We start from the raw sequence: 13,017 nt of genomic DNA, 5'->3' as shown, positions 1-13,017 counted from the left end.
ATTGCACCGCACCACCGAACCGTCGCCTGCGACGGAAAAACAGGGTTCGGAGTAGCGTTGTCCACCCGCCGGCCGGAAAGAAAGTCGACCCTGAGCCCTGTTCTTTGGTTATATGCAACTGGTTCTGACAGAGGAGAGATGCGATGAGACGCCTGATCGTGTGGAATTTGATGACGCTCGATGGATATTTCGAAGGCCGCGCCCCTTGGGATCTCGGCTTCCACGAAACCGTCTGGGGCGACGAGCTCGCTGCTTTCTCGCTCGAGCAAGGACAGGAGATCGGCACGCTTCTCTTCGGGCGGCGGACCTATGAAGGCATGGCCGGCCACTGGACAAAGGCGACCGGGGCGGTGGCCGACATGATGAACTCGGTCGAGAAGGCGGTGACGACCCGTACGCTCGAGGCGGCGGACTGGAACAATACGCGCCTGTTGAAGGGTGATGCGGCCGATGCCGTCAGGGGCCTCAAGGCCGAGACGGGCAAGGACATCTACGTATTCGGGAGCGCCGATCTGCTCGCATCGCTTCTCAAGGCGGGACTCGTCGACGAATACCGGGTATGCGTCGCCCCGGTGGTGCTGGGCGCAGGCACGCCACTCTTCAAGTCGCAGGACAACGAGGTCCACATGCACCTTGCTTCGGCACGTCCTTTGAAGACCGGCGGAGTCATCCTGACCTATACGGTGGGAGGCTGAGCCATGCGCACCGCGATAGGGTGGGCCTCGGCCCACCGCATGGCCGTACCTCGAACAGGAAGATGCCCCTCCCTGCTTCGCTCCTGCTCCTAGTCGCCCCCGCATCCGCCGCCATCGGCGCCGAAGCCGCCACAGTCTCCAGCGGATGCACCCGCATGCATGTCGCCCCCGACGGCATTGTCCGCAAAGGGCGCGGCGTTCGAGGCGGCACGATCCCCATGCGCGTGCGCCGAGGCCACCGCCAGACAGACGATCGCCCCCACCACGGGGAGCAGCCACACGATTGCCAGCTGCGCGAATCGCCGGCCGGCGAGAGATGCCGGATCGCGAAGAACCGCGAGCGAGGCAAGCGCGTTGAGGGCAAGCAAGGCGAGCAGCGCCACGACGACCGTCCAGTCCATTCGTCTCCCTTTCCTGATGCTCCTGGCCGAACGCGCGATTATGCACATCCTGCGGGGACGTCGCCACGCATGATTACCTGCGTTCCAGAGCAAGCCCGCCCATCGAATGTCGATTCCGGTCCCGCCCGTTCGACGTCTATGGCAAGCAGGCGGCATTCCCGCCGACTGCCCGCCAACCGTCTCCACCCATGACCGTCCAATCCGAAAAGGAACCCGAAATGCCCAAGATGATCTTCGTGAACCTGCCCGTGACCGACCTCGCGGCGTCGATGGCCTTCTACAAGGCCCTCGGCTTCGAGAACAACCCGCACTTCACCGACGAGACCGCTGCGTGCATGGTCTGGAGCGAGGCGATCAACGTCATGCTGCTCACCCACGACAAGTGGCGCACCTTCACCAGCCGGCCGATCCCGCCGTCGACCTCGAGCGAGGTGCTGCTGGCGCTGTCGTTCGACAACCGCGAGGCCGTCGACGCCGCCAACGAAGCCGCCGCCGCCAACGGCGGCACCGCCGACATCAATCCCGCCCAGGACCTCGGCTTCATGTACAACCGCAACCTGGCCGACCCCGATGGGCACGTCTGGGAGGCGATGTGGATGGATCCGTCGGCGATTCCCTCGGGCTGAAATCCCAGGCGCCAGCCCCTGCACGGATTACCCACCGCGCAGGGGTTGCTGCTCTCGCATCCGCCGCACCTGGTTGCGGAACGGGCTCCGGGCTCGCCCGCTCCATCTACCGTTCGTCGCCTACCGCTTGCATCGGGGCCGGGATGCTATATGATGAACATCATATGAAAAGAGCAGCCGCCCGGTCCAAGGAAGCCACTCACGACCGCATCGTCGATGCGGCGGCGCGTGCGATCCGACGTAGCGGCTATAACGGCACTGGCGTTGCAGACATCATGAAGGCCGCTGGCCTGACCCACGGCGGCTTCTATGCCCATTTCGCTTCGCGCGAAGCCCTCTTGGCCGAGGCGGCGGATCGTGCGGGTAGCGAGGCCGTGCAGTCGATGGAAAGCGTCGCCGCGGCCGTCCCTCCCGAACAGACGTTTCAGGCGATGATGCAGGCCTACCTCTCTGAAGCGCACGTAAAAAGTATCGAAACGGGATGCGCGACGGCCGCCCTCGGCTCGGAGATGCCCCGCCAAGCGCCAGAGGTAAGACGAGCCGCCACGCGCCGCATCAAGGAAATGATCGACCTTATCGCACGCCAGTTTCCCGACTGGGGAGAACCCGGCGTACACGAACGCGCCATGGTGACTGCCTCCACCATGGTCGGCGCGTTGATACTGGCACGCGCCGTCGACGACCCGCGACTCTCCGACGCGTTACGCGAGGCGGCACTGCACCATCTCGTTTCCGACGACTAACGCAGAGGACACTCCGCTATCCACTTGCCGCCTGCAAATATGATGATCGTCATACTTGGTCCATCTACGAAAGAGAAAACACCATGAAAGCTTTCATCATCGATCGGTACGGCAAGAATGAACCGATGCGGTTAGGCGAAGTACCCGAGCCCGTACTTCGGGACGACGAAGTACTGATCCAGGTTCACGCGGCAGGCTTGAATCTTCTGGATTCCAAGCTCAAGAGCGGTGAATTCAAGCGCATCTTGCCTTACCACATGCCGCTCGTCCTGGGCCATGACGTGGCAGGTGTCGTGATGCGCGTTGGCCCACGCGTTCGGCAGTTCAAAGTGGGCGACGAAGTCTATTCGCGGCCTCCGGATCACCGCATCGGCACCTTCGCGGAGTTCGTCGCCGTGAACGAGAACGATGTCGCGCCAAAACCAGGAAACATCACCATGGAAGGAGCCGCATCGCTCCCGTTGGTGAGCTTGACAGCCTGGCAGGCGCTGGTTGAACGAGCCAATCTGCAGGCCGGGCAAAAGATCTTCATCCAAGCCGGGTCTGGCGGTGTAGGCACCTTCGCTATCCAACTGTCAAAGCAGATCGGCGCCACGGTCGCCACGACGACCAGCAGTGCCAACGTCGAGCTGGTAAAGAGCCTGGGCGCGGACACCGTCATCGACTACAAGAACGAGGATTTCGGGAAAGTTCTGCGGAACTACGACGTAGTTCTGCATAGCCAGGACGCGGGCGCCTTGGAGAAGTCCCTGCATGTCCTGAAACCAGGCGGGACGCTCATTTCGATCTCCGGCCCTCCCGACCCGGCATTCGCGACCGGCATTGGAGCTCCGTGGTTGGTCCGCCTCGTCGTTCACCTGCTGAGTGCCGGCGTCAGAAGAAGAGCCAAACGCAGGTCCCTGAGGTACTCATTCCTGTTCATGCGAGCCAATGGACAACAACTGCGCGAGATAAGCCGGCTCGTAGACGCTGGCGCCATTCGCCCCGTGATCGATCGCACCTTCGCCTTTGATTCGGCCAATGAGGCTTTGGCCTATGTCGAATCCGGTCACTCGAAGGGAAAAGTCGTCCTCAAGGTCAAATAGTCCAGAACGCCGACGCCAGTGCCCAATAGGGCGGGCCGCCCACGGACGCGGCGCTGTTGCGCGTCGCGCATCTCCGCATGAGGTCATCCAGTCCCTCACCCCCAATCAGAGAGCCAACACATGACCGCTCCTTCCGCAGTCCTCATTACCGGCGCGTCTTCCGGCATCGGCGCCACCTACGCCGAGCGCTTCGCACGTCGCGGCCACGACCTCGTGCTGGTTGCCCGCGACAAAGCACGATTGGAAACCCTCGCGGCTCGACTGCGCGAAGAACACAAGGTCGCAATCGATATTCTCCAGGCCGATCTCACCCAGTCCAACGATCTGGCAGCCGTCGAGACGCGCCTGCGCGATGACTCCCGAATCGGAATCCTGATCAACAATGCCGGAACAACCCAGTCCGGCAGCTTCATCGAGCAGGCGACCGATGATGTCGCTCGGATCGTCGCGCTCAACACAACCGCGCTTGTCCGACTCGCCAATGCAATCGCCCCACGACTTGCGCGGGCCGGCGAAGGCGCGATCGTCAATATCGGCTCGGTGGTTGGATTGGCGCCGGAATTCGGCATGTCGGTCTATGGTGCGACCAAGGCCTTCGCACTGTTCCTCTCCCAGGGGCTGAGCCTGGAGCTTTCGCCCAAGGGCGTCTATGTGCAGGCGGTACTCCCCGCGGGGACCCGCACTGAAATCTGGGAGCGTGCGGGCATCGACATCAATGCGCTCCCCGAGTTGATGGAAGTGGGCGAACTGGTGGGTGCAGCGCTGGTTGGTTTCGACCGCCGCGAACTCGTGACCATCCCGCCGTTGCACGATGCTGCGCGCTGGAGCGCCCTGGATGCAGCACGGCAAGCCCTCGTTTCAGACGTCAGGCAGGCGGATGTCGCAGAGCGATATCGCACGGCCGCGTAACCCAACAAGCCTACCTTCGACTACAACGAGGCTGAATCATGACGTTCAAGGCACTGCTGGCAACCAAAACGAATGAAAGAATTTCGACGGACGGGGTCAGTGGATCACTCGCTGCAACGGACCCAACCCGTTCGCTTCGGCGCTTGCCAGCGCGTCGGCATCCTCCCATGCGGCGATCCGGGTCAGGCAGTCGGCCAGGTGGCGCTGCGTGTGCCGGCCGAATGGGCCACCTTCCACGCAGTTGATCGTGGTGTAGGTGTGGCCGCAACCAGTCAAAGCCACCGCGAATACGACGAGGCCGCCTGGTGGACGGTATTGAGCGCGCGCTCGAACAGGAGCAACGACTTCGGCGGAATACGCATGCCGCCGCCGATCACCACGCAGGCGTAGGTCGCCGACTCTAGCTGCGAGGACAGGGCCCGCAGGCCCGCATCGTCCGGAGAGATAATGAGGAGCAAAAGCAGGATGTTTCCGGTTAAGTAGGTGCCATTCGTCCCTGACACCTTTCCCGGCCAAGTCACCCCTGCACCTGGAAGCGAACCTGCCGCCTTTTCCCGCTCACTCCGCCGGCGGCGCCAGCGAGTGCATGCCGCCGGGCGTCGAGACGACATCCAGCAGCGCCGCCGTCTCCGCATCGGGAACGCCCGCGATGTCCGCGGGCCGGTACTTCATCTGGAACGTGCCAAGCGCGGCGCGCGTGGCGTCGTCCAGCTCGCCGCCGCACGGAACGCGATAGCCCACGGTAGCCAGGCGCTCCTGGAACCAGGCGATCGCGGGCAACGGATTGCGCTGGTGGAAGGCCAGCCGCTCCTCGACCTGGGCGGCATCCGGCCAGAGGATCAGCCCGGCCTCGGCCAGCTGCCGCCACGGGAACTGCGGGCCGGGATCCTGCTTGCGGCCCGGCGCCACGTCGGCATGGCCCAGCACGTGGTCCGGGCGGATCCCGTGTCGCGCCACGATCTCCCTCGCCAGCCGGATCACCGTGTCGATCTGCTCCTGCGGGTAGGGCGCGTACACCCGCCCCTCCGGGGTGTCGGTGTAGCCGGGATTGACGATCTCGATCCCGACCGACGACGCATTGAGCGGCGTCGTGCCCGCCCACCAGCTTTCGCCGGCATGCCGCGCCAGCCGGCCCTCGTCGACCAGCCGGTAGACCCGGACCGGATCGTCGCGCACCAGGTAGTGCGCGGAGACGCCTGGCTGCGTGCCCGTCAGGAGCCTCAGCGACTCGTCGAAATCCGCCACCGTGTAGTGCAGCACCAGGAACTGCACCCGGCTGGCCTGCACGGCGGCCTGGTGGCGGGTATCGATCCGCAGCGGGGAAGCGGCGCAGCCCGCCAGCAGCAGCGCAGCCGCTATGGCGAGCAGTCGGGAACGCAGGAATGGCATCGAGTCGGCCCGGTTCTTCGGAGCAACGAACTGTGCCTGCAACGTGCACACGGGTCGAGCTGGTGCTTCGTCGCGGGAAACCTTCGGGCTGATGTCGTGGCTCCCGGAAACAGCGCCGCTCAGGGCGTGATGCTCCGGTCCAGGAACTCCAGCATTCCTTCCGCGATTTCCTTGCCGTGGGTTTCGATGGCGAGGTGGCCGGTGTCGAGGAACCGCACCTCGGCGTTCGGATTGTCGCGCTTGAACGCTTCGGCTCCGGCCGGGATGAAGAATGGATCGTTCTTGCCCCAGATCGCCAGCGTCGGCGGTCGATACTGGCGGAAGAACTCGTGCAGCTGCGGGTACTGCTTGATGTTGTGGCCGTAGTCGAGCAGCAGGTCCATCTGCGCCTCGACGCCGATGCGCTCGATCGCCGCGGAAGCCAGCTGCCAGGTCTCCGGTGCGATCAGCGAAGTGTCCTCGACGCCCTCGGTGTACTGCCACTTGATCATGTCGGGAGTGTTGAAACGGCGCAGGGCCTCGCGGTTCTCGGCGGTCGGCTCATCCCATGCCTTGCGCATGTCGGCCCAGCCCTCGCTCAGGCCCTCCTCGTAGGCGTTGCCGTTCTGGCTCACGATCGCGGTGATCTTCTGCGGGTGCTTCACCGCCAGGCGCCAACCGACCGGGGCGCCATAATCGAACACGTACATGGCGTAGCGATCCACGCCCTTGGCAAGGGTAAAGGCGTCGATGACCGACGCCAGGTGGTCGAAGGTGTAGTCGAAATCGACCCCGGGCATGACGGTGGTCTGGCCGAAGCCAGGCAGATCCGGGGCGATCACGTGATAGTCCCGCGCCAGTTGCGGGATCAGTTCGCGGAACATGTACGACGAGGCGGCGAATCCGTGCAGCAGCAGGACGGTGGGCGCGTCCGCAGGCCCGGCTTCGCGGTAGAAGACGCTGACGCCCTGGACCTCCATGGTCTGGTGGCGGACCTGCACGGCACTGTCCGCAGCCGTTGCAATGAGGGGGCTGCCGAGGGTGGCCGCTGCAAGAAGGACTGTCTTGGCGTTCATGGTGGCTCCTTGGAGTAAAGGGGTGGTGCGACGATCAAATAACCTGTATAACATTGCAATACAGGTTACGAGAGCCGAGTATGCACCGGCTTTCGTAACCTGTCAAATTGACTTTAAGAGGTTACTTAATGAACAGTGCGGGGATGCAGCGCGACGGCCACCCGACCGAGGCATCGATGGTGGGGGACCACCTGGCGATGGACCTGCTCAATACGGAGGTGCGCAGCCACGGCGAACCGGTCGACTACTGGAGCACCGCCGAAGACGCGCTTCGGTGGCTGGCGCGGCACGGCATCGTTCCCCCCTCGGGGGCCGGGGGCGTCGTCCCGGCCGACTTGCTCGTGCAGGCGAGGACGCTACGGGCGCAGGCGCGTGGGCTGATCGTCAAGCGCAAGGAGGGCAAGGCCGGGGACATCAAGGGTCTGAACACGTACCTGCACGCCTATCTCAGCGCGCCCAACCTGGAGCGCGACCGTGACGGCAACCTGGCGTTGACGCGCATCGCGCGCGGCGACGCGGTCGCATCCTTGCTCGGGCCCGTCGCCGAGGCAGTGGCACAGCTGCTGGTGGAAGGCGATTTCGCCCTCGTCAAGCAATGCGAGCACCCCGACTGCATCCTCTGGTTCTACGACCGCACGAAGTCGCACAAGCGCCGGTGGTGCAGCATGGCGGTGTGCGGCAACCGCTACAAAGCGGCCCAGTTTAGAAAAAGAAGCAGCGGTGAGGCGACTCCCCGCTCCAGGCCGGCCCCGGTTGGGCCCCGACCCGGACGACCCCCAACGGCGTCGTCGAAAAGAAGCGGAAAGTAGCGCCGAACGAGGCGGGTGTGGACGTTCTCGAACGCTGCCGACCTCGCGAGGTCCGGCGCTTCCGATGTCGGAACGGTCGATCCAGGTCTCCCGCGAACAGTGCACCGCTCGCCTTGGCGGGAGCATCAACCGTGCAGCCAGACCTGGCCGGGCGTCGGCGTGCCACCGCGAGCGGTCCTACCCGGCATCGACCCAGCGCGCGGCGGCCTCGGCAGTGTCCTCCGGCCTGGTGTTGAAGGCGATGCGCGCCTGCGGCGCCGCCTGGTGGACGGTATTGAGCACGCGCTCGAACAGGAGCAACGACTTTGGCGGAATGCGCATGCCGCCGCCGATCACCACACAGGCGTAGGTCGCCGACGTGAGCTGCGAAGACAGGGCCCGCAGGCCCGCACCATCCGGAGAGATCATGCAGGTATCCACTTGCCATCCGCGCGCGGCCAGGTCGCGCACCGCGAGATCGATACCCGCCCTGATCTTGGCGGCATCGGCCCCGGGCGGCAGGGCGGGATCGGAATAGTCCACTGTGTCCGGGTCTTGCCCCACGTAGAGAACACGCTGCATGGCATCACCTCCTGGCGCTGGTCCAACACGCGATGGTACCCGCAAGTCGAGTGACGCCCCCCGACTGCAACGTGCATTTCGGCCGGCACAGGCCCGGATCACCCTCAGCCCTGGAGGCTCATCGGCTTCTCCCCGCCGGGCGGAAGCCCGTACAGCCGCCTGATCCAGTTCAGGAACGCGCCATAGGGACGGCCCGAGACCAGCATGATGCAGGTAGCGCCGAGGATGCCAAGCACGAGCCCCCGGCCGGATGCGCCGCTGATCGCGATGATCGCCGCATAGATCGGCACCTGGAACGTCACGAGTGCGAGGCTGTCCCAGAGGATGCGCGACACCCTGGTCGGGCGGGCGTGTCGCATCAGCCAGTCGCGCCACATCCCGTAAGGACGGCCGACGGGGATCATGAGCGCTGCCCCCAGCAACCGCGCATGCAGCACCTCGTCCCAGCTCATGCCGGAAACAAAGCGCTCGTTCAGCGCTCCGGCCACCGTGAAGAACAGGATCAAGGCGGTCGTGTCGGCGACGAACGCGCGACCGCGGCGGCGCTGATCGGAAGCAACCTCTTTCATGTCGGCAACCTGGTGATGACCTGCACGCGTGATACTGACAAATCGAGGCGGGAACGACCGTGCGCAAGGGCAATCCCCTGTTCCCTGCAACTGGTTGTCGTTGACACGACTCCTCTCCAGGCTGCGCCAACCCACCGGTCAGGTTACGAACGCCGGATGACGGCGCAGCCGCCTCCCTGCCCTCCTGGTGGCGCACCACTTGGACCATTGCCGCACGCACGTCGCCGACCAACAGCGGTGCCGGCACGGACAGCATCAGGTTCAGCGGCAGCCCGAACGCCTCGATGCCCCAGCCCTGCGTGGCGAGCACGCCGTCGGGGCCGATCACCTGCGGATGCCGCTGGCGGATGCGCTGGGCGAAGCTGCCTACTTAAGGTGCTTCGCCCGATTGCGGGATACCACAGCCGTGCGCCGCTGCTTCGTAGGAGCGCGCCATGCGCGCGATACCGCGGGCATTGCGCCGCCATGCGATTCCGTCCACCGGCGCGCCTTCCGGTTCGCGGCGGGCCGCCGATGGCCGAAGTCCGACACATTGCCGGTATCGCGCGCATGGCGCGCTCCTACGGATCGCGCAACACTATCGGGATCAAGGCGTGTGGTTCGACTCTCGGGCGTGGATCATCAGCGCCCGTTGCCGGTGAAAACCGGGGGCAGAGTGGACTTTTCCGTCCCTCAAGCCGGCAATAGAGTCGACTCTGACCCCTGTTTTGCATCCGCGGATCGATGCGGTATGGCTACAGGCGATTGACCCGGAACCTGCGTCCCTTGATCCTGCCTTCGCGCAGTGCCGACAGCGCCTTCGCCGCGTGCGTGCGGGCGATGGCGACATAGCTGCGGGTGGCGAACACGTCGATCCTGCCGATCGCATCCTTGTGCAGTCCGGCGTCGCCGGTGAGCGCGCCGACGATGTCGCCGGCGCGCAGCTTGTCGCCGCGGCCGGCATCGATGCGCAGCGTGGCCATGGTGGCGGCCGGCACGTTGCCCGCCTTGCCCGACAGCGGTTGCAGCGTTTCCCAGCGCAGCGGCCGGCCCTGGCGCTCCTCGATGGCCTTCGCGCGCGGGAGTTCGCGCGGCGCGCACAGGCTGAGCGCCAGCCCGTCGCGGCCCGCGCGCCCGGTGCGGCCGATGCGATGCAGGTAGGTGTCGGGGTCGGTGGGCAGCTCGTAGTTGACCACGGCGCCAAGATCCTCGACGTCCAGACCGCGCGCGGCGACGTCGCTGGCCACCAGCACGCTGCAACTGCGGTTGGCGAACTGCACCAGCACTTCATCGCGGTCACGCTGCTCCATGTCGCCGTGCAGGGCGAGCGCCGAAAAACCGTAATGGGACAGCGAGCCGACGACTTCGACGGTATCGGCGCGCGTGTTGCAGAACACGGCGGTCGATTCCGGCCGATGGCGCAGCAGCAGGGCGGCCAGGGCCGGCGCGCGACGCGCAGGGTCCACTTCGAAGAACAGCTGCTCGATGGTGGCCGGCTGTGCGCCGCCGTCGATGCTGACTTCCAGCGCGTCGCGCAGCATGGCATTGCCCAGCACGCGGATCGCGTCGGGGAACGTGGCCGAGAACAGCAATCCCTGCCGGTCCTTCGGCAATCGCTTGGCGATGTCGCGGATTGCGTCCTCGAAGCCCATGTCGAGCATGCGGTCGGCCTCGTCCAGGACCAGCGTGCGGACGTCGCCCAGGTGCAGCGCCCGCTTCTTCGCCAGTTCCTGGATGCGACCGGGCGTGCCGACCACGACGTGCGGCGGGTGCGTCAGCGAGGCCAGCTGCGGGCCGAGCGGAATGCCCCCGCACAGGATCGAGAGCTTGAGGTTGGCGATGCCGGTCGCGAGCCTGCGCAGCTGCTTGCCGACCTGGTCGGCAAGCTCGCGCGTCGGGCACAGCACCAGCGCCTGGGTCCCGATGCGGCCGGGGTCGAGCCGGGTCAGCAGCCCCAGGCCGAACGCGGCGGTCTTGCCGCTGCCGGTCGGCGCCTGCGCGATCACGTCGCGGCCGTCGAGGATGGCGGGCAGGCACTGCGCCTGCACCGGCGTCATCGCCGTGTAGCCGAGGGCGTCGACGCCCTGCAGCAACGCGGGCGGCAGGGCGAGGGAGGTGAACGGGAGCGGCGTGGTCATGCGCGCATGATCGCAGGTCGGGGGCGGTGCCCGCGCCCGGCGCGGCGCGGCGCGGCGCGGCGGAGTATGCGCAACCCGCCGGCGACCGGTCCAGGCATGAAACCGACCCGACTTGCCCGTTTGCATGGACAGGCAAGCCATCGGCCGGTCGGCCCAGACCCACCGCCGGAGCTTCGTAGGAGCGCGCCACGCGCGCGATGCCGCGGGCATCGTGCCGCCATGCGACTCCGTCCACCGGCACGCCTTCCGGTTCGCGGCGGGACCGCCGATGACCGAGACCGGACACGCCCGCGGCATCGCGCGCATGGCGCGCTCCTACGAAGCAGTCTGGCCTTTCGGCATCCCTTCAGTCGTCCAACGCCTCGATGACGAGGACCCAGTCCTCGCCCGGACCCGACGAGGGCGGCGTAAACGTCTGGATGCCTTGGCTTTGTTCTTCCGGTCTGAACTCGTAAGCCGTGCCGTAACGCGGATCGAACCAGGATTGGGCGTGACTCGGCGAGCGGATCAGTCCCAGATCGAGCGTGAACTGTTCTCCGCGCGGGGAATAGACGATGATGCGGGAGCCGTCCGCGGCGCGCGCGACGCGAATCTTGGCCGCGCCTGCGATGGGACCGTCCAGGAGGATGCTCTGGTCGGGAACCAGCGTTTGGAAACGATGCGCTTCCATGAAGCGGCGCAGAAGGCCCATCTGCCGAGCGCCGGGGTGGTGCAATGCTTCATGCCAAGGTACGTTGCCCCCGATCGCGGGCTGCCTGCCCGGGGTCCACATCTGCCAGACATTGTTGTCGCCGTAGGTGTGGCCCGCCGCGCCGGCGAGCACCGACCACCAGGCAGCCTGGCGAACGTCGTCGTCGCCGAAGCGCACATGCGGATTGTTGCCTTGGTTGTAGAAGCCGACGGGGATCTGTTCGTAGCGCGGCTCGCCATCGATCGTCGGCCGCCGCGGGCGCAGGGCGCGATCGTGTTCGGCGTACAACCCGGTGTCGTGATTCGGCGCAGCGTGCGACGACTGGTTCATGTAGAAGTCGAGCCACGGCGCATCGCGCAACTGTACGGACGACAGCCCCGGCCCGCGCGGATGGAAAGTGATGAGATGCGTCCCGCCGTCGCCGCTGCGCAGGCCCGCCGCCATCGCATCGATGATGGCGCGCTCGGACGCAGTGCGGACATTGGAATCGCCGCCGAGGATCCAGATCACGTCGTCATTGCGGTAGCGTGCGCCGAGAAAACGCCCGTAGGCCTTGGCGCCTTCCGGCGTGAAGATCCGGGCGTCGCCCTCGCGCCAGTATCTTCCCCAGGACGGAAGGAGGCCGACGACCAGACCCAGTTCGTTGGCGCGACGGACGATATGGTCCACGTGCTCGAAATACGCCTCGTTCGGCCGGGCGGGGTCCAGGTCGACCAGCGGCAGTTCACCATAGGCGTTCGGCTCGCGCAGTCCGTTCAGTTCCGCCAGCGCGACGGCCTGGATGACGGTAAAGCCTTTTTCGGCGCGATCCCGCAGATAGCGATCGGCCTCTTCCCGGTCGAGCCGGTGGAACAGCTGCCACGCGGTGTCTCCGAGATAAAAGAAGGGCGCTCCGTCCTCGCGTTGGAGATAACGGCCGTTCGGCGACACCTTCAACCGCCCTTGCGCGAATGCGTCTGCAGCGGCGACAGCGGAAAGCGACAGCGCCAGCAGCAGCGCCGCCGCAGAACTGAAACTCCTCAAGGAACGCCGCGACATGGTCCCTCCACGTACACCGGCCGCCAGGACAACCCCCGGAGGCGGGCAATCGGGTTATCTTTCGGGAAATGACACCGGTTTCCATGCTAGCGCAGGCGGTTCGGCGTCGCTAGCCTTGTCGGCCAGCCTTGTTGCGTCGCCGTGCGCCGTGGAGCGTCGCGTGGCGGCGACCGGCCGGCGCTCTGGCGTGCAGCACCAGGCGTGCCCGGTTTGGACGGCTGCGCACCAGATCGAACAGCCCCAGATCGCCTGCATGCGAGGGGCGCACCAGGCCAATCACTGCGAGGTGACCATTTGATCGTCCGATTCCTGTGCGCTGCCATCGCCCT

15 protein-coding genes are annotated in these 13,017 nt (G+C 65.9%); 6 read left to right on the top strand and 9 right to left on the bottom strand.

Going from position 1 to position 13,017, the window contains the following annotated elements; genetic code table 11:
• Positions 1-143: 143 nt before the first annotated feature.
• Complete coding sequence (locus tag AB5T46_RS08425) at positions 144-695, top strand: dihydrofolate reductase family protein (RefSeq protein WP_370563453.1); 552 nt, start codon at positions 144-146, stop codon at positions 693-695.
• A gap of 89 nt (positions 696-784) precedes the next feature.
• Here AB5T46_RS08425 and AB5T46_RS08420 read toward each other — a convergent pair whose 3' ends face one another.
• The gene (locus AB5T46_RS08420) at positions 785-1,096 is read right to left on the bottom strand and encodes a hypothetical protein (RefSeq protein ID WP_370563452.1); all 312 of its coding nucleotides are present in this window, start codon (positions 1,094-1,096) and stop codon (positions 785-787) included.
• 218 nt (positions 1,097-1,314) lie between these two features.
• Between AB5T46_RS08420 and AB5T46_RS08415 the strand changes: the two genes are divergently transcribed.
• From AB5T46_RS08415 to AB5T46_RS08400, 4 genes are all read left to right on the top strand, one after another.
• Positions 1,315-1,722 carry a VOC family protein gene (locus AB5T46_RS08415; protein ID WP_370563451.1) on the top strand — a complete coding sequence of 136 codons (408 nt, stop codon included), beginning with the start codon at positions 1,315-1,317 and terminating at the stop codon, positions 1,720-1,722.
• A 164-nt stretch (positions 1,723-1,886) separates the two neighbouring features.
• Complete coding sequence (locus AB5T46_RS08410; RefSeq protein ID WP_370563450.1) at positions 1,887-2,465, top strand: TetR/AcrR family transcriptional regulator; 579 nt, start codon at positions 1,887-1,889, stop codon at positions 2,463-2,465.
• An 83-nt stretch (positions 2,466-2,548) separates the two neighbouring features.
• On the top strand, positions 2,549-3,550 hold the full coding sequence (locus AB5T46_RS08405; protein ID WP_370563449.1) for an NADP-dependent oxidoreductase: 1,002 nt from the start codon (positions 2,549-2,551) through the stop codon (positions 3,548-3,550).
• Positions 3,551-3,670: 120 nt separating this feature from the next.
• The gene (locus tag AB5T46_RS08400; RefSeq protein ID WP_370563448.1) at positions 3,671-4,459 is read left to right on the top strand and encodes an SDR family NAD(P)-dependent oxidoreductase; all 789 of its coding nucleotides are present in this window, start codon (positions 3,671-3,673) and stop codon (positions 4,457-4,459) included.
• 96 nt (positions 4,460-4,555) lie between these two features.
• Here the strand turns inward: AB5T46_RS08400 and AB5T46_RS08395 are convergent, their stop codons facing one another.
• From AB5T46_RS08395 to AB5T46_RS08380, 4 genes are all read right to left on the bottom strand, one after another.
• Positions 4,556-4,741, bottom strand: a complete 186-nt coding sequence (locus AB5T46_RS08395; protein ID WP_370563447.1) for a hypothetical protein — start codon at positions 4,739-4,741, stop codon at positions 4,556-4,558.
• Complete coding sequence (locus AB5T46_RS08390; protein ID WP_370563446.1) at positions 4,732-4,917, bottom strand: hypothetical protein; 186 nt, start codon at positions 4,915-4,917, stop codon at positions 4,732-4,734. The genes AB5T46_RS08395 and AB5T46_RS08390 overlap by 10 nt, the downstream gene beginning before the upstream one ends.
• 100 nt (positions 4,918-5,017) lie before the next feature.
• A complete protein-coding gene (locus AB5T46_RS08385) occupies positions 5,018-5,848 on the bottom strand; it encodes an N-acetylmuramoyl-L-alanine amidase (RefSeq protein WP_370563445.1) in 831 nt (276 codons plus the stop codon).
• 119 nt (positions 5,849-5,967) lie between these two features.
• Positions 5,968-6,903 (bottom strand): alpha/beta fold hydrolase, encoded by a 936-nt coding sequence (locus tag AB5T46_RS08380; RefSeq protein ID WP_370563444.1) that lies wholly within the window; start codon positions 6,901-6,903, stop codon positions 5,968-5,970.
• A 128-nt stretch (positions 6,904-7,031) separates the two neighbouring features.
• On the opposite strand from AB5T46_RS08380, the gene AB5T46_RS08375 reads away from it, so the two are divergent.
• Positions 7,032-7,712 carry a CGNR zinc finger domain-containing protein gene (locus AB5T46_RS08375; protein ID WP_370563443.1) on the top strand — a complete coding sequence of 227 codons (681 nt, stop codon included), beginning with the start codon at positions 7,032-7,034 and terminating at the stop codon, positions 7,710-7,712.
• Positions 7,713-7,889: 177 nt separating this feature from the next.
• On the opposite strand, the gene AB5T46_RS08370 is transcribed toward AB5T46_RS08375, so the two are convergent.
• The 4 genes from AB5T46_RS08370 to AB5T46_RS08355 all read right to left on the bottom strand — a co-directional run bounded on the left by AB5T46_RS08370 (position 7,890) and on the right by AB5T46_RS08355 (position 12,688).
• A complete protein-coding gene (locus AB5T46_RS08370) occupies positions 7,890-8,273 on the bottom strand; it encodes a hypothetical protein (protein WP_370563442.1) in 384 nt (127 codons plus the stop codon).
• 104 nt (positions 8,274-8,377) lie between these two features.
• Positions 8,378-8,842 carry an L-alanine exporter AlaE gene (alaE, locus tag AB5T46_RS08365; protein WP_370563441.1) on the bottom strand — a complete coding sequence of 155 codons (465 nt, stop codon included), beginning with the start codon at positions 8,840-8,842 and terminating at the stop codon, positions 8,378-8,380.
• A gap of 734 nt (positions 8,843-9,576) precedes the next feature.
• Positions 9,577-10,959 carry an ATP-dependent RNA helicase DbpA gene (gene dbpA, locus AB5T46_RS08360; protein ID WP_370563440.1) on the bottom strand — a complete coding sequence of 461 codons (1,383 nt, stop codon included), beginning with the start codon at positions 10,957-10,959 and terminating at the stop codon, positions 9,577-9,579.
• A 346-nt stretch (positions 10,960-11,305) separates the two neighbouring features.
• On the bottom strand, positions 11,306-12,688 hold the full coding sequence (locus AB5T46_RS08355; protein ID WP_370563439.1) for a glycoside hydrolase family 140 protein: 1,383 nt from the start codon (positions 12,686-12,688) through the stop codon (positions 11,306-11,308).
• Positions 12,689-13,017: the final 329 nt, after the last annotated feature.

The sequence above is a fragment of the Luteimonas salinilitoris genome, from assembly GCF_041300785.1.
In the GTDB taxonomy this organism is placed as follows: domain Bacteria; phylum Pseudomonadota; class Gammaproteobacteria; order Xanthomonadales; family Xanthomonadaceae; genus Luteimonas; species Luteimonas salinilitoris.
This window is presented reverse-complemented; position numbering and strand designations above follow the sequence as displayed.

Excerpts from the sequence above, each read along its gene's own strand:
- AB5T46_RS08405 (WP_370563449.1), top strand. The coding sequence starts at position 2,549 with ATGAAAGCTTTCATCATCGATCGGTACGGCAAGAATGAACCGATGCGG.
- AB5T46_RS08355 (WP_370563439.1), bottom strand. The coding sequence starts at position 12,688 with ATGTCGCGGCGTTCCTTGAGGAGTTTCAGTTCTGCGGCGGCGCTGCTG.
- AB5T46_RS08420 (WP_370563452.1), bottom strand. The coding sequence starts at position 1,096 with ATGGACTGGACGGTCGTCGTGGCGCTGCTCGCCTTGCTTGCCCTCAAC.
- AB5T46_RS08415 (WP_370563451.1), top strand. The coding sequence starts at position 1,315 with ATGCCCAAGATGATCTTCGTGAACCTGCCCGTGACCGACCTCGCGGCG.
- AB5T46_RS08370 (WP_370563442.1), bottom strand. The coding sequence starts at position 8,273 with ATGCAGCGTGTTCTCTACGTGGGGCAAGACCCGGACACAGTGGACTAT.
- AB5T46_RS08400 (WP_370563448.1), top strand. The coding sequence starts at position 3,671 with ATGACCGCTCCTTCCGCAGTCCTCATTACCGGCGCGTCTTCCGGCATC.
- AB5T46_RS08425 (WP_370563453.1), top strand. The coding sequence starts at position 144 with ATGAGACGCCTGATCGTGTGGAATTTGATGACGCTCGATGGATATTTC.
- dbpA (WP_370563440.1), bottom strand. The coding sequence starts at position 10,959 with ATGACCACGCCGCTCCCGTTCACCTCCCTCGCCCTGCCGCCCGCGTTG.
- alaE (WP_370563441.1), bottom strand. The coding sequence starts at position 8,842 with ATGAAAGAGGTTGCTTCCGATCAGCGCCGCCGCGGTCGCGCGTTCGTC.
- AB5T46_RS08410 (WP_370563450.1), top strand. The coding sequence starts at position 1,887 with ATGAAAAGAGCAGCCGCCCGGTCCAAGGAAGCCACTCACGACCGCATC.
- AB5T46_RS08375 (WP_370563443.1), top strand. The coding sequence starts at position 7,032 with ATGAACAGTGCGGGGATGCAGCGCGACGGCCACCCGACCGAGGCATCG.
- AB5T46_RS08385 (WP_370563445.1), bottom strand. The coding sequence starts at position 5,848 with ATGCCATTCCTGCGTTCCCGACTGCTCGCCATAGCGGCTGCGCTGCTG.
- AB5T46_RS08380 (WP_370563444.1), bottom strand. The coding sequence starts at position 6,903 with ATGAACGCCAAGACAGTCCTTCTTGCAGCGGCCACCCTCGGCAGCCCC.